The following is a 15,327-nucleotide window of genomic DNA, read 5'->3' as shown; positions in this document are numbered from 1 at the left end:
CATGAACCCAACCCCGCTCGCCCTCGCCTTCGCCTTCGCCCTGCTGGCCACCGGTTGCAGCCCCCAAACCGCCCCCGATGCCGACCGCTCCGCGCCCAATCCCACCCCGCCCGAACCACCCCCCGCTGTCCCCACCTGGAACATGACCGACAAAATCGCCCTCACCGAAGAGGAATGGCGTCAGCGCCTCTCCCCCGAACAATTCCACGTCCTGCGAAAGGAAGGGACCGAACGCGCCTTCACCGGGGCCCTCTGGAACGAACACCGCCCCGGCACCTTCCGCTGTGCCGGCTGCGGACTCGAATTGTTCGCCTCCGACACCAAGTACGATTCGGGCACCGGCTGGCCCAGCTTCTCGCAGCCCATCCAGCCCGCCCATGTCGGCGAACGCGTGGACCGCCGCTTCTTCATGACCCGAACCGAAGTCCACTGCGCCCGCTGCGAGGGCCACCTCGGCCATGTCTTCGAGGATGGCCCGCCCCCCACCGGCCTCCGTTATTGCATCAATTCCGCCTCCCTCGCCTTCGAGCCCAAACCCTGATCCTGATCCCTGCCTCCCCACCTTCCCCCTCCACCCCCATCCCCCGCCCGCGCCGGACCGGTCTCATTCCCGTCTCCCGCGTTCCGTTCGCTCGCCCCCGAGAAACTTCTGCGCCACCTGCGGCGGCAGCGCCCGCAAGTCCAGAAAAGTCAGGAAATCGATGGTCTTGAACTCACGGTCGATCGCCGGCGGCCCGCAGATCCGTGCCCCGATCGTCAGGTACGCCGCCAGCAGTTTCGGCACCTTCAGCCCCGACGTTGCCGCCTCCTCCAGCCCGCACGCCACCGCCGGAAGCGGAACCGTCCGCCACTCCGGCGGCGCCAGATGGCGGCTTGCCAACTGCCGGTACATCGCCGCCCCCTCCCGCGGATCCTGCGAGGTCAGCGAACTGCACCCCACCAGGTACCGCGCCCCGTGCTCGTAGGCATAGTCCGCAATGCCCCGCCACAGCAGGCTCAGCACCGAAAGCGTCCGGTGCGCCGCATCCACACAGGCCCGACCCAGCTCGACAATCTCCCCTCGAAACCCCTCGAACGGACCGAAATCGAACTCCTGCTCGCTGTAGTACCCACGGCAGTCCTTCGCGTTCTTCCCCGTCTGCACCCGGTACGTCCCCACCACCGTCCCGCTCCCCATCTCCTCCACCATCAGATGATCGCAGACCTCATCGAACGCATCCGCGTCCAGCCCGGTCTGGTGCGACTCCGCCAACCCCTCCCTCAACTCAAGGTTGAACACCTCGAACCGGAGTCGCTGGGCCCGTCGCACATCCTCCGAAGAGGCCGCCCGACGCAACCGGTAGCTGCGACCCCGCTCCTCCACCGGGCGATCCGCCACCGGAACCGGCCCGTCCCCAACTCTCGCTTCCAAGTTCATTCGATCGCTCGTCCGTAATGCCGCCTGTCTAACCCGCCCCCGCCCCAACTCAAGCGCGAACCACTGACGTTTCAGCAACGCTTTCCCCCGCCGCCAGGGCCGACGCCACCCGGCCCCGCGCCGCCTCGATCAGGTCCCCGTCCCGCGCCAGATCCGCAAACCGCCACGCCGGCATCCCGCTCTGCGCCCGGCCCAGCAGTTCCCCAGGCCCGCGCCACCGCAGATCCGCCTCCGCGATCGCCCACCCGTCCTTATTCCCCTCCAGCACCTTCAACCGTTCCCGCGCCTCCTCCGTGTCCTTGCCCGCCATCAGGATGCAGAACCCCCCGTGCTCCCCGCGCCCGATCCGCCCTCGCAACTGGTGCAACTGGGACAACCCAAAACGTTCGGCGTTCTCGATCACCATCACGGTCGCGTTCGCCACGTCCACCCCCACCTCGATCACCACGGTCGTCAGCAATACCCCGACCCGGCCCTCCCGAAACCCCGTCATCACCCGGTCCTTCTCCTCCGACGCCATCCGCCCATGCAGCACTTCCACCCGGTGCGGCGCCATGGCCCGGACCACCGCATCCCGCTCCTTCAACACGGCCTTGACCTCCCCCGCCTCATCCTCCTCCACCCGCGGCAGCACCACGTACGCCTGCCGGCCCGCCGCCACCTGTTCCCGCACGAATCCCCACACCGCCTCCAACCGGTCCCGCGTCCTCACAAACGTCCGTACCCGCCCCCGTCCCGGCGGCATCCCCTCGATCCGCGAAACATCCAGATCCCCGTACAGGGTCAGCGCCAGGGTCCTCGGTATCGGCGTCGCCGTCATCACCAGCAGGTGCGGATACACCCCCTTCCGCAGCAGCGCCTCCCGCTGCCCCACCCCGAACCGGTGCTGCTCGTCGATGATCGCCAGCCCCAGGCCCTCCGGCGCAAATCCCGACTGCGCCAGCGCGTGCGTCCCCACCACCAGCCCCGGACCCTTCCCTTCCAACGGCACCTTCTCCCCCCCGGTCCACACCCCCACCCGGATCCCCAGCGGCTCAAACCACTCCCGAAACCGCATGGCATGCTGCCGCACCAGGATCTCCGTCGGCGCCATCAATACCGCACTGTACCCGCTCTCGATCGTCATCAGCGCCGCCAGCGCCGCCACCACCGTCTTCCCCGATCCCACATCCCCCTGCAGCAGTCGCCGCATCGGCCGCGGCCCACCCAGTTCCCCACGGATCACCCGCAGCACGTCCTTCTGCCCCGCCGTCAGTTCAAACCCCAGCCGTCCCAGAAACGGCCGGATCCAACGGTTGTCCCCCCCGCAGGCCAGACCCCTGACCCGCGCAAACAGCCGGCGCCGCCGCGTCTGGATCGATACCTGCAAGGCCACCCACTCGTCGTAAGCCAGCCGTCGCCGCGCCCGCTCCGCATCGTCCATCTCCCCCGGGAAATGCAGCGCCCACAACGCCTCCGACCGCGATGGCATTCCCTCAGGCTCCAGCCCCGGATGCGGTTCCCCCACCGTTCCCGCCCACCGTTCCAACGCCCCTCCAACCCGCCCCCGCATCCAACGCTGGGTGAGCCCCTCGGTCAGTGGATAGATCGGCACAATCCGACCCATGTGCCACGATCCCCCACCCCCATCCCCACCCCCATCCCCACCCTCCTCCCCCTCGTCCATCCGCTCCATCTCCGGATGGTCGATCGTCCGTGGCTTCAAATCCACCACCCGCCCGTGCACCAGCCAGACCTCCCCCACCGCATGCTGCCCCTCGAGATACGGCATGTTCCACCATCGACAATGCAACCGCGCCCCGTCCCCCTCCAGAATGACCTCATACACCGACCGGGTCCGCCGCCGGAAATACTTCACCCCGCACCCGATCACCCTCCCGCATACCGTCGCCACCCCCTTCTCCCGAACCTCCCCGATGGCCCGCCAACGGCGTCGGTCCTCGTACCGCCGCGGCGCATGCAACAGCAGATCCCCCACCGTCCGGATCCCCAATCGCTCCAGTCGCACCGCCCGCTCCGCACCCACCCCGTCCAATACCCGGACCGGTGCATCCCAAGGCCGTTCGGCGGTCGTCCCCTCGTCCATCCGCCTCACTCTCGAAAATCCACCGCCCACCCTCCAAGCCGATTCTGCCGCCGGGCTCCGTGCTTCCCATCCTCGTCCATACACCGCAACCTCTTGCATTGCCGATGGACACGACCGCCTTGACCGACCAAGCGGACGCGGCGCGCACCCCCGTGCGACGACGGGAGGCCCTGGTCTTCACCGACATCGTCGGATCCACCCGCCTCCTCTCCGCCCTCGGAGATCTGGAAGGCAACCGGCGCATCCTCGATCATCACCAGCTCGCCTCCCGCGTCCTCCAGCGCGTCGGCGGCGGCGAGATCATCAATACCGGCGGCGATTCCGTCTTCCTCGCCTTTCCCCATCCCCGCCAGGCCCTCCGCTTCGCCCTTCGACTCCAGCACGAACTCCGTGCCTGGCTCGCCGGTCAACCCTCCCACCTCCGCATCTGCGACCGCATCGGCATCCACTACGATGAAGTCGAGGAATCCCGCCGCCCCGACGGCGCCAAAGACCTCACCGGCTTCGGCGTCAGCCTCGCCTTCAGCGTCATGGACCTCGCCGGTCCCGACCAGATCCTCCTCTCCGAAGCCGCCTTTGACCTCGCCCGGTCCGCCCCGGACGAGGGCGAACTGGACGAGTTCGCCCCCCTGAGCTGGCTCAGCCACGGCCACTACCGCCTCAAGGGCCTCGAAGCCCCCGTCCCCATCTTCGAAGTCGGCGAAGAGGAAGGCGCTCCCCTCCAATCCCCGGGCCGCTCCCCCGAGGATCGCGCCGACGACGATATCCTGCTCGGCTGGCGCCCTGCCGTTCGTGAGGAAGTGCCCGGCACCCCGTGGCGGGTCGAGCGATTCCTCGGCAGTTCCCACTTCGGCGAAGTCTGGCTCGCCACCGACGCCTCACGCCAGGCCACCCGTGCCCTCCGCTTCTGCTTCCGCCCCGCCCGCGTCCGCCTCCTCCGCGAGGCCACCCCCCTCTTCGAACGTCTCCGTACCCCCCATTGCCAGCATCCCGGCATCGCCCGCCTCCTCAGCTTCCAGTTCGATCACGCCCCCCACCACCTCGAAACCGAATACGCCCGCGGCCAATCCCTCTGGGAACATTATCACGGCCCCCAACCCACCCCCTGGCGCACCCCCGAGGATCCCCTCGAAATCATGGCCCAGGCCGCCGAGGCCCTCGATTCCGCCCACCGCGCCGGTGTCGTCCATGGCAACCTCAAACCCCAGGTGGTCATGGTCGAATACCCCCCCGACCCCGCCGCCCCACCCGCCGTCAAGATCACCGACTTCGGCACCGGCGCCCTCGTCGCCGCCGAACTCGCCGCCGAACTCGCCGCCGAATTCGCCGCCGAACTCTCCCCCGATCCCACCGCCACCGCCACCGCCACCGGCGCCCCCCTCTGCTGGGCCCCCGAACTGTTTCGCGGCACCCCCCCTTCCCCCGCCTCCGACATCTATGCCCTCGGCGTCCTGCTCTATCAGGTCCTCGTCGGTGACCTCACCCAGCCCGTCACCATCGATGTCGCCCGCCGCATCCGCGATCCCCTCCTCCTCGACGACCTCCTCGCCTGCCTCGCCACCGATCCCCACGCCCGCCTCCGCTCCGCCGGCGATCTCGCCGTCCGCCTCCGCCGACTCCCCGAACGCCGCCGCGAACTCGCCCGCCGCGAACGCCGCGCCTACTGGCAGGGCGTCGCCCGCACCGCCGCCGTCGCCGCCATCATCGTCGGCCTCATGGGCTGGCTCGCCTGGAGCGCCATGGAAAAACAATCCCTCGCCACCTCCGCCCAGCGGGTCGCCGAGGAAACCGCCGTCCGACTCCAGGTCGCCAACGGCGTCCGTCTCATGGAAAACGGCGACCTCGCCGGCTCCCTCGAGCAGTTCATCCTCGCCCTCCGCCAGGAATCCGGCGGCCCCGCCCGCGAACAAGTCCATCGCCGCCGCATCGCCGCCGTCCTCCGTAGCATGCCCCGCCAAACCCAGGAGTGGCGCATGGGCGAACAGGCCCTCCTCCTCGCCATCGATCCCTCCGGAGAATGGATCGCCGGAGGCACCGAGGACGGTGCGGTCCAGGTCTGGCGCATCGATGACGGCCTCGCCGCCGGCCCCACCCGGCGCCTCGATCCGCCCCTTAACACCATCGGCTTCACCCCCGACGGCCGTGAGTTCTTCGCCCATCCCTACGGGAAGCCGCTCCATGTCTGGCCCTGGAACAACGAAGGCGGCCTCCCCGATTCCAATCTCGCCTCCCCCGACGCCCTGGCCGTCGCCGCCAGTCCCGATGGCCGCTGGTACGCCACCGCGGGACGGGATGCGCCCATCCACCTCATCCAACGCCTCGACCCCCACGCCCAACCCGTCCTCCTCCCGTCCCACCCGCCCATTCAACATCTCGCCTTCAGCCGCAGCAGCCGCTTCCTCGCCGCCGCCATCGATTCCACCCCCGATCACCCCGCCCTCCTCCAGGTCTGGGATGTCCCCAACGCCCGCCTCCTCGCCCAGGCCCCCCCTCCCCAATCCCCCGTCCGTTTCCTCGAATTCGACCCCCGCGATGCCCTCCTCCTCGTCGCCAGCCTTCGGGAGGTCCATCTCCTCGCCCTCCCCTCCCTCGAACCCATCGGCCCCCCCAGGCGCCATGACGATGTGGTCATGTGGGCCGGCTTCGCCCAGCACGGCTCCCTCTTCATCTCCACCTCCGCCGGACGCGATTCCCGCGTCCAGGTCGGCGATACCCATGGCGCCGCCGGCCTCCCCGTCGTCCTCCCCCACCCCCACTCGGTCACCGGTGGCGACCTCTCCCCAGACGGTCGCTACGTCCTCACCGGCTGCTTCGACCGCCACCTCCGACTCTGGGACCCCGCCCGGGTCGCCCTCATCGCCGAACCCGTCCGTCATCCCGCCTGGCGCAATCACAACCACTTCCAAATCCGCTTCCTCCCCGATGGCCGACGCGCTGTCACTGTCGTGGACGATGCCGTCCGCGTCTTTGACTTCGCCTCCCACGCCGGCCCCATCCCTCCCCTCGAACTCGAGGAACCGCTCTCCACCTGGGCCGTCTCCACCGATGGACTCCGCCTCGCCGGAGCCGGCCCCTCCGGCCTCGCCGCCATCTGGGATGCCGTGACCGGCGCCCGGATTTCCCCACGCCTTCACCATCCCGGGCCCGTCCGCCAGCTCCTCTTCGATGCCTCCGGCTCCCGCCTCGTCGCCATCGAGGCCCCTTCCGAAAACGCCTCGCTTCCCCACAGGCGCATCTGGATCACCGACCTCTCCCGCTCCGATCCCCGCCCCCGCCTCCTCGGCGAACTGCCCCGCCCCGTTCGAGCCCTCCTCGCCAGCCAGCGCGACCTCCATGTCCTCGGCGAAGAAGGCGACTGGTGGATCTGGCGCCTCGACGACCCCGGCCATCAACCCATCCGCCGCCACCTCCATACCCCCGTTCACGGCGCCGAACTCTCCCCAAACCATTCCCTCCTCGCCACCTTCTGGAACGAAGGCGACCTGCGCAGCGAAGTCTCCCTCTGGCACATCGATTCCGGCCTCTCCTCCACCCCCATCCTCGAACCCGGCCATCGCGTCCGCCGCATCGCCTTCCATTCCGACGGGACCCGCCTCCTCACCGCCTGCACCGACGCCCTCCTCGAACCCCGCCCCACCGTCGCCTGGGACGTCACCACCGGCCGCCGCCTCGAACCCCACCTCTGGCACGAAGACGGTGTCCTCGCCGTCGCCTGCCACCCCTCCGAGGCCTACGTCGTCACCGGTGGCGAGGATTGCCTCGTCCGCCTCTGGGACCCCGATAACCCGCCCCTCCGCCGCGCCGAACAACGCATGGGCTACCAGGTCCTCGATGTCACCTTCGACGATTCCGGCCACCTCTTCGCCGCCACCAGCGCCGATGGCTCCGCCCGCGTCTGGGAAACCCACTCCGGTCAGCCTATCACCCCCATCCTCCGCCACCCGGCCATCGTCTGGCGCGCCTGGTTCGTCGCCGGCGGTCGCCGGCTCCTCACCCATTGCAACGACGGCAAGGCCTACCTCTGGGACCTCACCCCCGTCGAGGCCGCCGTCCCCGATCTCCTCCAACTCGCCCATGCCCTCCAGGGCGATACCGACACCTCTCCCACCTCACCCGCAGGCCCGCGCACCGATCGCACCCACCGCTGGAGCCCCATCCTCGAAGTCTCCCCCGGCGCAGTCGCCTCCTGGCACCGCCGCGAAGCCGAAAGCTGCGCCCGAATCGGTCGCCACGACCTCGCCCTCCGCCACCTGGACCTCGCCCTCCGTGCCCTCCCCGACCACTGGGCCCTCCACTGGCATCGCGCCCTCCTCCTCCAGCAGCTCGACCTCCCCTCCGAGGCCTCCCTCGCCCTCGCCGAAGTCCTCCGCCTCGACCCCGACTGCCTCGCCGCCCATCAACGCCGCGACCAGCTCCTCTCCGCGGCCCGACCCCCGGGCGATCCCGGCAGTTCCGGCTCCGCTTCCCAGCTTTCCCGTTGACCCTCCCAAGCCCCTGTCGCCACCGTCCCCCTCTCCACCCAACCTCATACCCGAACATGAATCCCGAAAACCCAAACCCCACCCCGCCCGCCGGCTCCCCGCGCCCCCCCATCACCACCCAGACCTATTCCGCCGTTCCGGCCCTCGCCGCCGCCGTCGCCCCCCGCGCCGCCACCACCCTCCCCCCCACCAGCACCTACAACGCTCCCCCCTGGACCTGGGCCATCACCCGCCCCTCCAGTCCCGAACACCTCGTCCCCCTCGCCGCCCTCGCCGTCATCCTCGCCTCCCTCGTCGCCATCGCCGGCATCTTCGTCTCCGTCGCCATCCTCGTCATCAAGGCCCTCGCCAGCTAACCCCCTCCCCTCCGGCCGTCCCACCCCCGTCCCACGCCCGCCGGTCGCCTCCCCGGCCACCCGACGCCCATGCGCGCCGTCATCCTGCGCAATCACCTGGCACCCGGGGACAACATCGTCCTCACCGCCGCCCTCCGCGATTTTCAACGGCTCTACCCGGGCGAGTTCGCCTTCGATGTCCGCTGCCCCTGCCCCGACATCTGGCTCAACAATCCCCACCTCACCGCCCTCACCGACCAGGATCCCTCCGTCGAGTCCCTCGACCTCCAATGCCCCCTCATCCAGTGGAGCAACCGCCGCCCCTGCCATTTCCTGGAGGGCTTCGGCAATTACATGGGCTTCGTCCTCGACCGCGAATTCCAGCTCACCGAGTTCCGCGGCGACATCCACCTCACCCCCTTCGAACAAGCCCGCCCCTCCCGCGTCGCCCACCTCCTCGGCGCCGACCTCCCCTTCTGGCTCGTCGCCGCCGGCGGCAAATTCGACATCACCGCCAAATGGTGGTCCTACCGCCGCTATCAACAGGTCATCGATCACTTCCAGGACCGCATCCTCTTCGTCCAGGCCGGTGAACTCGGCAATTATCATCCCCCGCTCCGCGGCGTCCTCGACCTCCGCGGCACCACCACCCTCCGCGAACTCATCCTCCTCATGCGCCATGCCGAGGGCGTCCTCTGCGGCATCACCTCCCTCATGCACCTCGCCGCCGCCGTCCCCACCCGCCCCGACCGCCCCACCCTCCGACCCTGCGTCGTCGTCGCCGGCGCCCGCGAACCCCTCCATTGGGAAGCCTATCCCGGTCACCAGTTCCTCCATACCATCGGCTCCCTCCCCTGCTGCGCCGAAGGCGCCTGCTGGCGATCCCGCACCCTCCCCCTTCACGATGACGACGAGAACGATGCCCCCGAACGCCTCTGCCTCGATGTCCACGGCGACCTCCCCCGCTGCATGCACCTGATCTCCGCCCACGACGTCATCCGCGCCATCGAACGCTATCTCGAAGGCGGCGCCGCCCGCTGCCTCACCCCGCCCCAGGCCAGCCTCGCCCGACCCCACCTCCGCTCCGAAGTCCCCGCCCCCTATGCCTGAAGGTCTCGTCACCCTCGATTCCCCGCACCACGATCCCTTCCGACCCTGGCTCTCCGTCGCCATGGTCACCTACGGCGATCATCTCCCCCTCGCCCAACGCTGCCTCGATTCCCTCTGGACCACCCTCCCCCCGCACCACGCCGAGGTCCTCGTCGGTGCCAACGCCCCGGGCGCCGACACCCGCGAATGGCTCCTCGATCAAACCCGGCGCGGTCGCATCCATCGCCTCCTCCTCTCCGAATCCAATCTCTTCAAGTGCCCCATGATGCGGCACCTCCTCGATGCCGCCCGCGGCGACTACCTGTGGTCCTTCGATGACGACTCCCATGTCCTCGACCCCGGCGTCGCCGACCGCTGGCTCGCCCAGGTCCAGGCCGGCTCCCCCAAGGTCGTCGGCTGGGGCGGAACCTGTGTCATCCGCCATCCCGAAGGCTTCCCCACCCTCGACGACGCCCGCCGCTGGGTCACCCAGGCCCCCTGGTTCCGCGGCCTCGAACCCCCGGGTACCCCCGGCAACGAGGATTGGTGGTTCCTCTCCGGGGGCTGCACCTGGTTCCGAACCTCCGCCCTCCGTGCCCTCGACTGGCCCGACCCAAGACTCCTCCATGCCTCCGAAGACGTTCTCCTCGGCGAAGCCGTCCGCCAGCAAGGCTGGCACCTCGCCAACGTCACCAACCTCGGCGTCCTCATCAGCGACGCCCCCCGTCGAGGCCCCGCCGCCACCGGCATCCCCCGCTGGATGATCGCTGGATGATCGCCCGATAAAGCACTTCCCCGATTCTCCCTGGGGATTCGGGCGCGCGACATCCGACCCGGCCGTAGGGTGTCCCGGCTTCAGCCAGTTAATATGCCCGGCATCTTATTGTTCACTCATCCTGGCACGGTAGATTACCTGCCCGGCATTTTATGATTGGATTGTCCGGAAACGCCCTTCCCTGGCGTGGGATTTCGATTGGGCTGCGGCGTCCACCCCTACCGTTCGGTGTCCCGGCTTCAGCCGGTCAGTCATCTTCTGCCGGGTATCTTGTTTTTCTCCATTGCTTGACCGAGTGGGCTGCGGCGTCCACCCCAACCGTTCGGTGTCCCGGCTTCAGCCGGTCAGTCATCTTCTGCCGGGTATCTTATTTTTCTCCATTGCTTGACCGAGTGGGCTGCGGCGTCCACCTCAACCGTTCGGTGTCCCGGCTTCAGCCGGTCAGTCATCTTCTGCCGGGTACCTTATTCTCCATTGCTCCCCAACTGTTCGGTGCCCCGGCTTCAGCCGGTCAGCCTCCCCTGCCGAATCGAATGGACGTCCGCCCACGCTTGGTCAACTTTCCGCCCCACCATGACGAGGATTCACAGCCCTTCTCGTACGTCCCGGCCCGCCACTCCATCCCTCCTGGCACCCGCGGCACTCGCGGCCCTCGCGCTTGCCCTTGGCCCCAACCCCTCCCTCGCCGACGCCCATGGCAACTGGCCCAACTGGCGCGGCCCCTCCCTCAACGGCAAAGCCCCCGACGGCCAGTACCCGGTCCGCTGGACCGCCAACGCCGCCGCCTGGAAGGTGCCCATGCCCGGCAAGGGCTCCTCCAGTCCCATCGTCTGGAATGGCCGCGCCTACGTGACCACCCCGGCGCAAGGTCAGGATACCGTCATGGCCCTCGACCTCGCCTCCGGTAACGTCCTTTGGTCCACCCATCTCGGCCCCGAAACCCCGCCCAAACACCGTACCCTCGGCTCAAGCTGCAATTCCTCCCCCGTCACCGACGGCACAGGCATCTTCGTGTACTTCAAGAGCGGCCACTTCGCCGCCCTCGAACCCGACGGCACCGTCCGCTGGAAACACAACCTCACCGAACGTTTCGGACCCGAACGCCTCTTCTGGGATCAGGGCAGCTCCCCCGTTGTCACCGATCGTCACGTCGTCCTCACCCGCATGCACCAGGGCGACTCCTGGATCGCCGGCTTCGACAAGGCCACCGGGGAACTCCTCTGGCAGGTGGCCCGCGATTACCGCGTCCCACCCGAAAACGACAACGGCTACACCACCCCCATCCACTTCGAAAACGCCGGCCGCCCCGCCTTCCTCGTCTGGGGCGCCGATCACCTCACGGCCCACGATGCCTCCGACGGCCGACTCCTCTGGTCCGCCGGCGGGTTCAATCCCAATCGCACCGGCTACTGGCCCGCCATCGCGTCCCCCGTCCTCCACGGCCAGATCGCCGTCGTCCCCGTCGGTCGCGACGATCGCCCAGGTCAGGCCAGCCTCCACGGCATCCGCCTCGGTGGCTCCGGAGATGTCACCGACACCCACCGCGCCTGGATCCGTGACGATATCGGCACCTTCGTTTCCACCCCGGCCGAAGACGCCGGACGCATCTACCTCCTCCGCTATCGCGGTGAAATCGTCTGCCTCGACCCCGCCACCGGCCGTTCCCACTGGAGCGAATCCCTCCCCCGCCACGCCGCCCCCTACTACGCCTCCCCCGTCCTCGCCAACGGCCATCTCTATGCCGCCCGGGAAGACGGCACCGTCTTCGTCGCCAGGATTCGCGACGGCTTCGAACTGATCTCCGAAAACCCGATGGGCGAACGCATCGTCGCCACACCCGTCCTCGCAGCCAACCGCCTCCTCCTCCGCGGCGATTCCAATCTCTACTGCATCGCCACCCGCTGATCCGGGGTCAGCCGATCCCCCAACCTTTCCCGGCCCGGCGCGCTCTCCACGCGCGCCGGGCCGGACGTGGGTGTGCGGCGGAAGGCGCAATTGAAATCGCTTCGACTCCCCAGCTATTTCCGTCAGGTTTTTCGCACGCACTCATGAAGGTCCCGCACTTCTTCCGGTGGTTGTGCCTCGGCAGCCTGATCCTCAGCGTCTGCCCACCCGCCCTCTCCGCCTCGTCGCCCATCGACTTCAATCGCGACATCCGGCCCATCCTCTCGGACAACTGCTTCGCCTGCCACGGACCCGACGAGAAGGAACGCAAGGGCCGGCTCCGCCTCGATCTCCGCGAAGACGCCCTGCGCCCGGGGCGCTCCCGCGAACTCCCCATCGTCCCCGGCCAACCCGACGCCAGTGAGGTCATGCTTCGCGTCCGCGCCCCGAATCCGAACGACATCATGCCCCCGCCGGAGTCCGGGAAATCCCTCTCCCCGGACCAGATCGCCCTCCTGGAACGTTGGATCTCCGAAGGCGCGGAATACCTCGAACACTGGGCCTTCGTCCCGCCCAAACGCCCCCCGGTGCCCCCAATCCCTCCCTCCCAGGGTGCCATCTCCCAGGATGCCGCCCCCAACCCCATCGACGCCTTCCTCGCCGCCCGCCGCCATCGCGAAGACCTCACCCCCGCCCCCGAAGCCGACCGGCCAACCCTCATCCGCCGCGCCACCCTCACCCTCACCGGCCTGCCTCCCACCCCCGAGGAAATAGACGCCTTCCTCGCCGACGATTCCCCCAAGGCCTACGAACGCCTCGTCGATCGCCTCCTCGACTCCCCTCGCTTCGGCGAACGCATGGCCGTGGACTGGCTGGATGCCGCCCGCTACGCCGATACCCACGGCTATCACCTGGATTCCGGCCGCGATATGACCGCCTGGCGCGACTGGGTCATCCGTGCCTTCAATGACAATCTCCCCTTCGACCAGTTCACCGTCGAGCAGCTCGCCGGGGACCTCCTTCCCAACGCCACCCGCAGCCAGAAGATCGCCAGCGGCTTCAACCGCAATCACATGATCAATTATGAGGGCGGCGCCATCCCCGAGGAGTATCACTACACCTACCTCGTGGACCGCGTGAACACCACCTCGACCGTCTGGCTCGGCCTCACCATGGCCTGCGCCCAATGCCACGATCACAAGTACGATCCCCTCTCCGAAAAGGAGTTCTACCGCTTCTACGCCTTCTTCGACAACGTCCCCGAACGCGGCCTCGACGGCAATCGCGGGAACGCCGCCCCGCTCCTCAAACTGCCCACCCCGGAACAGGAGGCCGAACTCGCTCGCCTCAACCACTCCCTCGACGAAGCCCAGCAGCGCCTCAACAACGCCCTCCCCGCCATCGATGCCGCCCAGCTCGACTGGGAACGCCAGCTCCAGTCCGCCCAGCCACCCGCCGCGTGGGTCACCGTGCTCCCCACCTCCCTCTCCGCCGCCGGTGGCGCCTCCTTCCAGGCCCTCGACGATCAGTCCTTCCGTGTCACCGGACCCAACCCCGACCGCGATACCTATTCCCTCACCTTCTCCAATCCCCTGCCCGCCCTCACCGCCGTTCGCGTCGAGGCTCTGACCGATCGTTCCCTCCCCCAACGCGGCCCCGGCCGCTCCGCCAATGGCAACTTCGTCCTGACCGCTGCCCGTCTGGACGCCGACGGCAGTCCCCTCCCCTGGAAACGGGCCTCCGCCTCCCACAGCCAGAACGGATACCCCGTTGATGCCGCCCTCGACGGACGTTCCAACACCGGCTGGGCCGTGGACGGCGCCATCGGCAGGTCGAACAGCGCGGTCCTGGAACTCGCCGCCCCCGCCGCCCCCGCCGCTCCGCTCACCCTCACTCTCGACTTCCAATCAGGCTTCGGTCAGCACGCCATCGGCCGCCTGCGCCTGGCGGTCACCGGCTCCGCCGACCCTCACGCAGCCTCCGATCTGCCGGATGATCTCCGCCTCGCCCTCGCCAAACCCACCGGCGATCGCACCGACGACGAACGCGCCCGCATCCGCCGCCACTACCGGGAACAGATCTCCGACGACCATCGCCGCCTCGCCGATGCCGTCGCCGCCAGCCGTCGTGCCCGCGACGAGTTCGATGCCAAAATCCCCACCACCATGATCATGGCCGAACGGGATGAACCCCGTGAGACCTTCATGCGACTCCGCGGCGAATACGATAAACTCGGCGAAAAGGTCACCCCCGGCACCCCCGCCGCCCTCCCACCCCTGCCCCCGGATCAACCCCCCAACCGCCTTACCCTGGCCCGCTGGCTGGTCGATCCCAAACACCCCCTCACCGCCCGCGTCACCGTCAACCGGTTCTGGCAGTCCGTCTTCGGCACCGGCCTCGTCACCACTCCCGAGGACTTCGGTTCCCAGGGCGCCTGGCCCACCCACCCGGAACTCCTCGACTGGCTGGCGCGCGAGTTCATCGAAACCGGCTGGAACATGAAACACCTTCACCGCCTCATGCTCACCAGCACCGCGTACCGTCAATCCTCCCGCATCACCCCCGAACTCCATCAGCGCGACCCCGACAACCTCCTCCTCGCCCGTGGTCCCCGCTTCCGCCTCCAGGCCGAGTTCATCCGCGATCAGGCCCTCGCCATCAGCGGCCTCCTCAATCCCGTCATCGGCGGGCACTCGGTCTCCCCCTACCAGCCCGAGGGTCTTTGGGAGGAACTCTCCATGCGCGAAGACTCGAAAAACTTCTCCGCCCAGTTCTTCGTTCAAAGCACCGGCGAAGACCTCTACCGCCGCTCCATGTACACCTTCTGGAAGCGCAGCTCGCCCCCGCCCCAGATGACCACCTTCGACGCCCCCGACCGCGAGACCTGCACCGTGCGCCGCCCGCGCACCAACACGCCTCTCCAGGCCCTCATCCTCCTCAACGACCCCACCTACATCGAGGCCTCCCGCAAACTCGCCGAACGCCTCCTCGCCCGCCCGGGCTCCGATGCCGAGCGCGTCGCCCACGCCTTCCGCCTCGCCACCGCACGCCTGCCCAGCCCGTCGGAACAGGCCATCCTTCTCCGCATCCTCGATGAGCAGCGCGCTCACTACCGCGCCCACCCCAGGGCCGCCGAGGATCTCCTCTCCAATGGCGAGGCGCCCCGCGACCTTACCCTCGATTCCGCCGAACTGGCCGCCTGGACCATGCTCTCCAGCGCCATCCTCAATCTCGACGAAACTGTCACCAAAGGTTGATCG

At 68.8% G+C, this 15,327-nt stretch carries 9 protein-coding genes; 7 read left to right on the top strand and 2 right to left on the bottom strand.

The genetic code is table 11. The features are described 5' to 3' along the window. Positions 1–142 precede the first annotated feature (142 nt). Positions 143–541 (top strand): peptide-methionine (R)-S-oxide reductase MsrB, encoded by a 399-nt coding sequence (gene msrB, locus KF833_10015; protein MBX3745632.1) that lies wholly within the window; start codon positions 143–145, stop codon positions 539–541. Positions 542–604: 63 nt separating this feature from the next. On the opposite strand, the gene KF833_10010 is transcribed toward msrB, so the two are convergent. Together KF833_10010 and KF833_10005 are read right to left on the bottom strand one after the other, a co-directional pair. Beyond that, positions 605–1,417 (bottom strand): GNAT family N-acetyltransferase, encoded by an 813-nt coding sequence (locus tag KF833_10010; GenBank protein ID MBX3745631.1) that lies wholly within the window; start codon positions 1,415–1,417, stop codon positions 605–607. A 49-nt stretch (positions 1,418–1,466) separates the two neighbouring features. Then, positions 1,467–3,503, bottom strand: coding sequence for an ATP-dependent DNA helicase RecG (locus KF833_10005; protein MBX3745630.1), 2,037 nt, complete (start codon positions 3,501–3,503; stop codon positions 1,467–1,469). A 104-nt stretch (positions 3,504–3,607) separates the two neighbouring features. Here KF833_10005 and KF833_10000 point away from each other — a divergent pair, with 104 nt between their 5' ends. The 6 genes from KF833_10000 (at position 3,608) to KF833_09975 (ending at position 15,324) form a co-directional block, all read left to right on the top strand. Then, on the top strand, positions 3,608–7,984 hold the full coding sequence (locus KF833_10000; protein MBX3745629.1) for a protein kinase: 4,377 nt from the start codon (positions 3,608–3,610) through the stop codon (positions 7,982–7,984). 56 nt (positions 7,985–8,040) lie between these two features. Beyond that, positions 8,041–8,340, top strand: a complete 300-nt coding sequence (locus tag KF833_09995) for a hypothetical protein (protein ID MBX3745628.1) — start codon at positions 8,041–8,043, stop codon at positions 8,338–8,340. Positions 8,341–8,409: 69 nt separating this feature from the next. Further along, the gene (locus KF833_09990; protein ID MBX3745627.1) at positions 8,410–9,429 is read left to right on the top strand and encodes an ADP-heptose--LPS heptosyltransferase; all 1,020 of its coding nucleotides are present in this window, start codon (positions 8,410–8,412) and stop codon (positions 9,427–9,429) included. Continuing rightward, positions 9,422–10,183: a glycosyltransferase gene (locus tag KF833_09985; GenBank protein MBX3745626.1), complete on the top strand. Its 762-nt coding sequence runs from the start codon at positions 9,422–9,424 to the stop codon at positions 10,181–10,183. Before KF833_09990 ends, KF833_09985 begins: the two co-directional genes overlap by 8 nt. Positions 10,184–10,756: 573 nt before the next feature. Beyond that, the gene (locus KF833_09980; protein ID MBX3745625.1) at positions 10,757–12,088 is read left to right on the top strand and encodes a PQQ-like beta-propeller repeat protein; all 1,332 of its coding nucleotides are present in this window, start codon (positions 10,757–10,759) and stop codon (positions 12,086–12,088) included. A 143-nt stretch (positions 12,089–12,231) separates the two neighbouring features. After that, positions 12,232–15,324: a PSD1 domain-containing protein gene (locus tag KF833_09975; protein ID MBX3745624.1), complete on the top strand. Its 3,093-nt coding sequence runs from the start codon at positions 12,232–12,234 to the stop codon at positions 15,322–15,324. Positions 15,325–15,327: the final 3 nt, after the last annotated feature.

The organism is Verrucomicrobiia bacterium (assembly GCA_019634625.1).
In the GTDB taxonomy this organism is placed as follows: Bacteria; Verrucomicrobiota; Verrucomicrobiia; order Limisphaerales; family CAIMTB01; genus CAIMTB01.
Note: the sequence above shows the minus strand (reverse complement) of the source record. Positions and strands in the feature narration are given on the sequence as shown.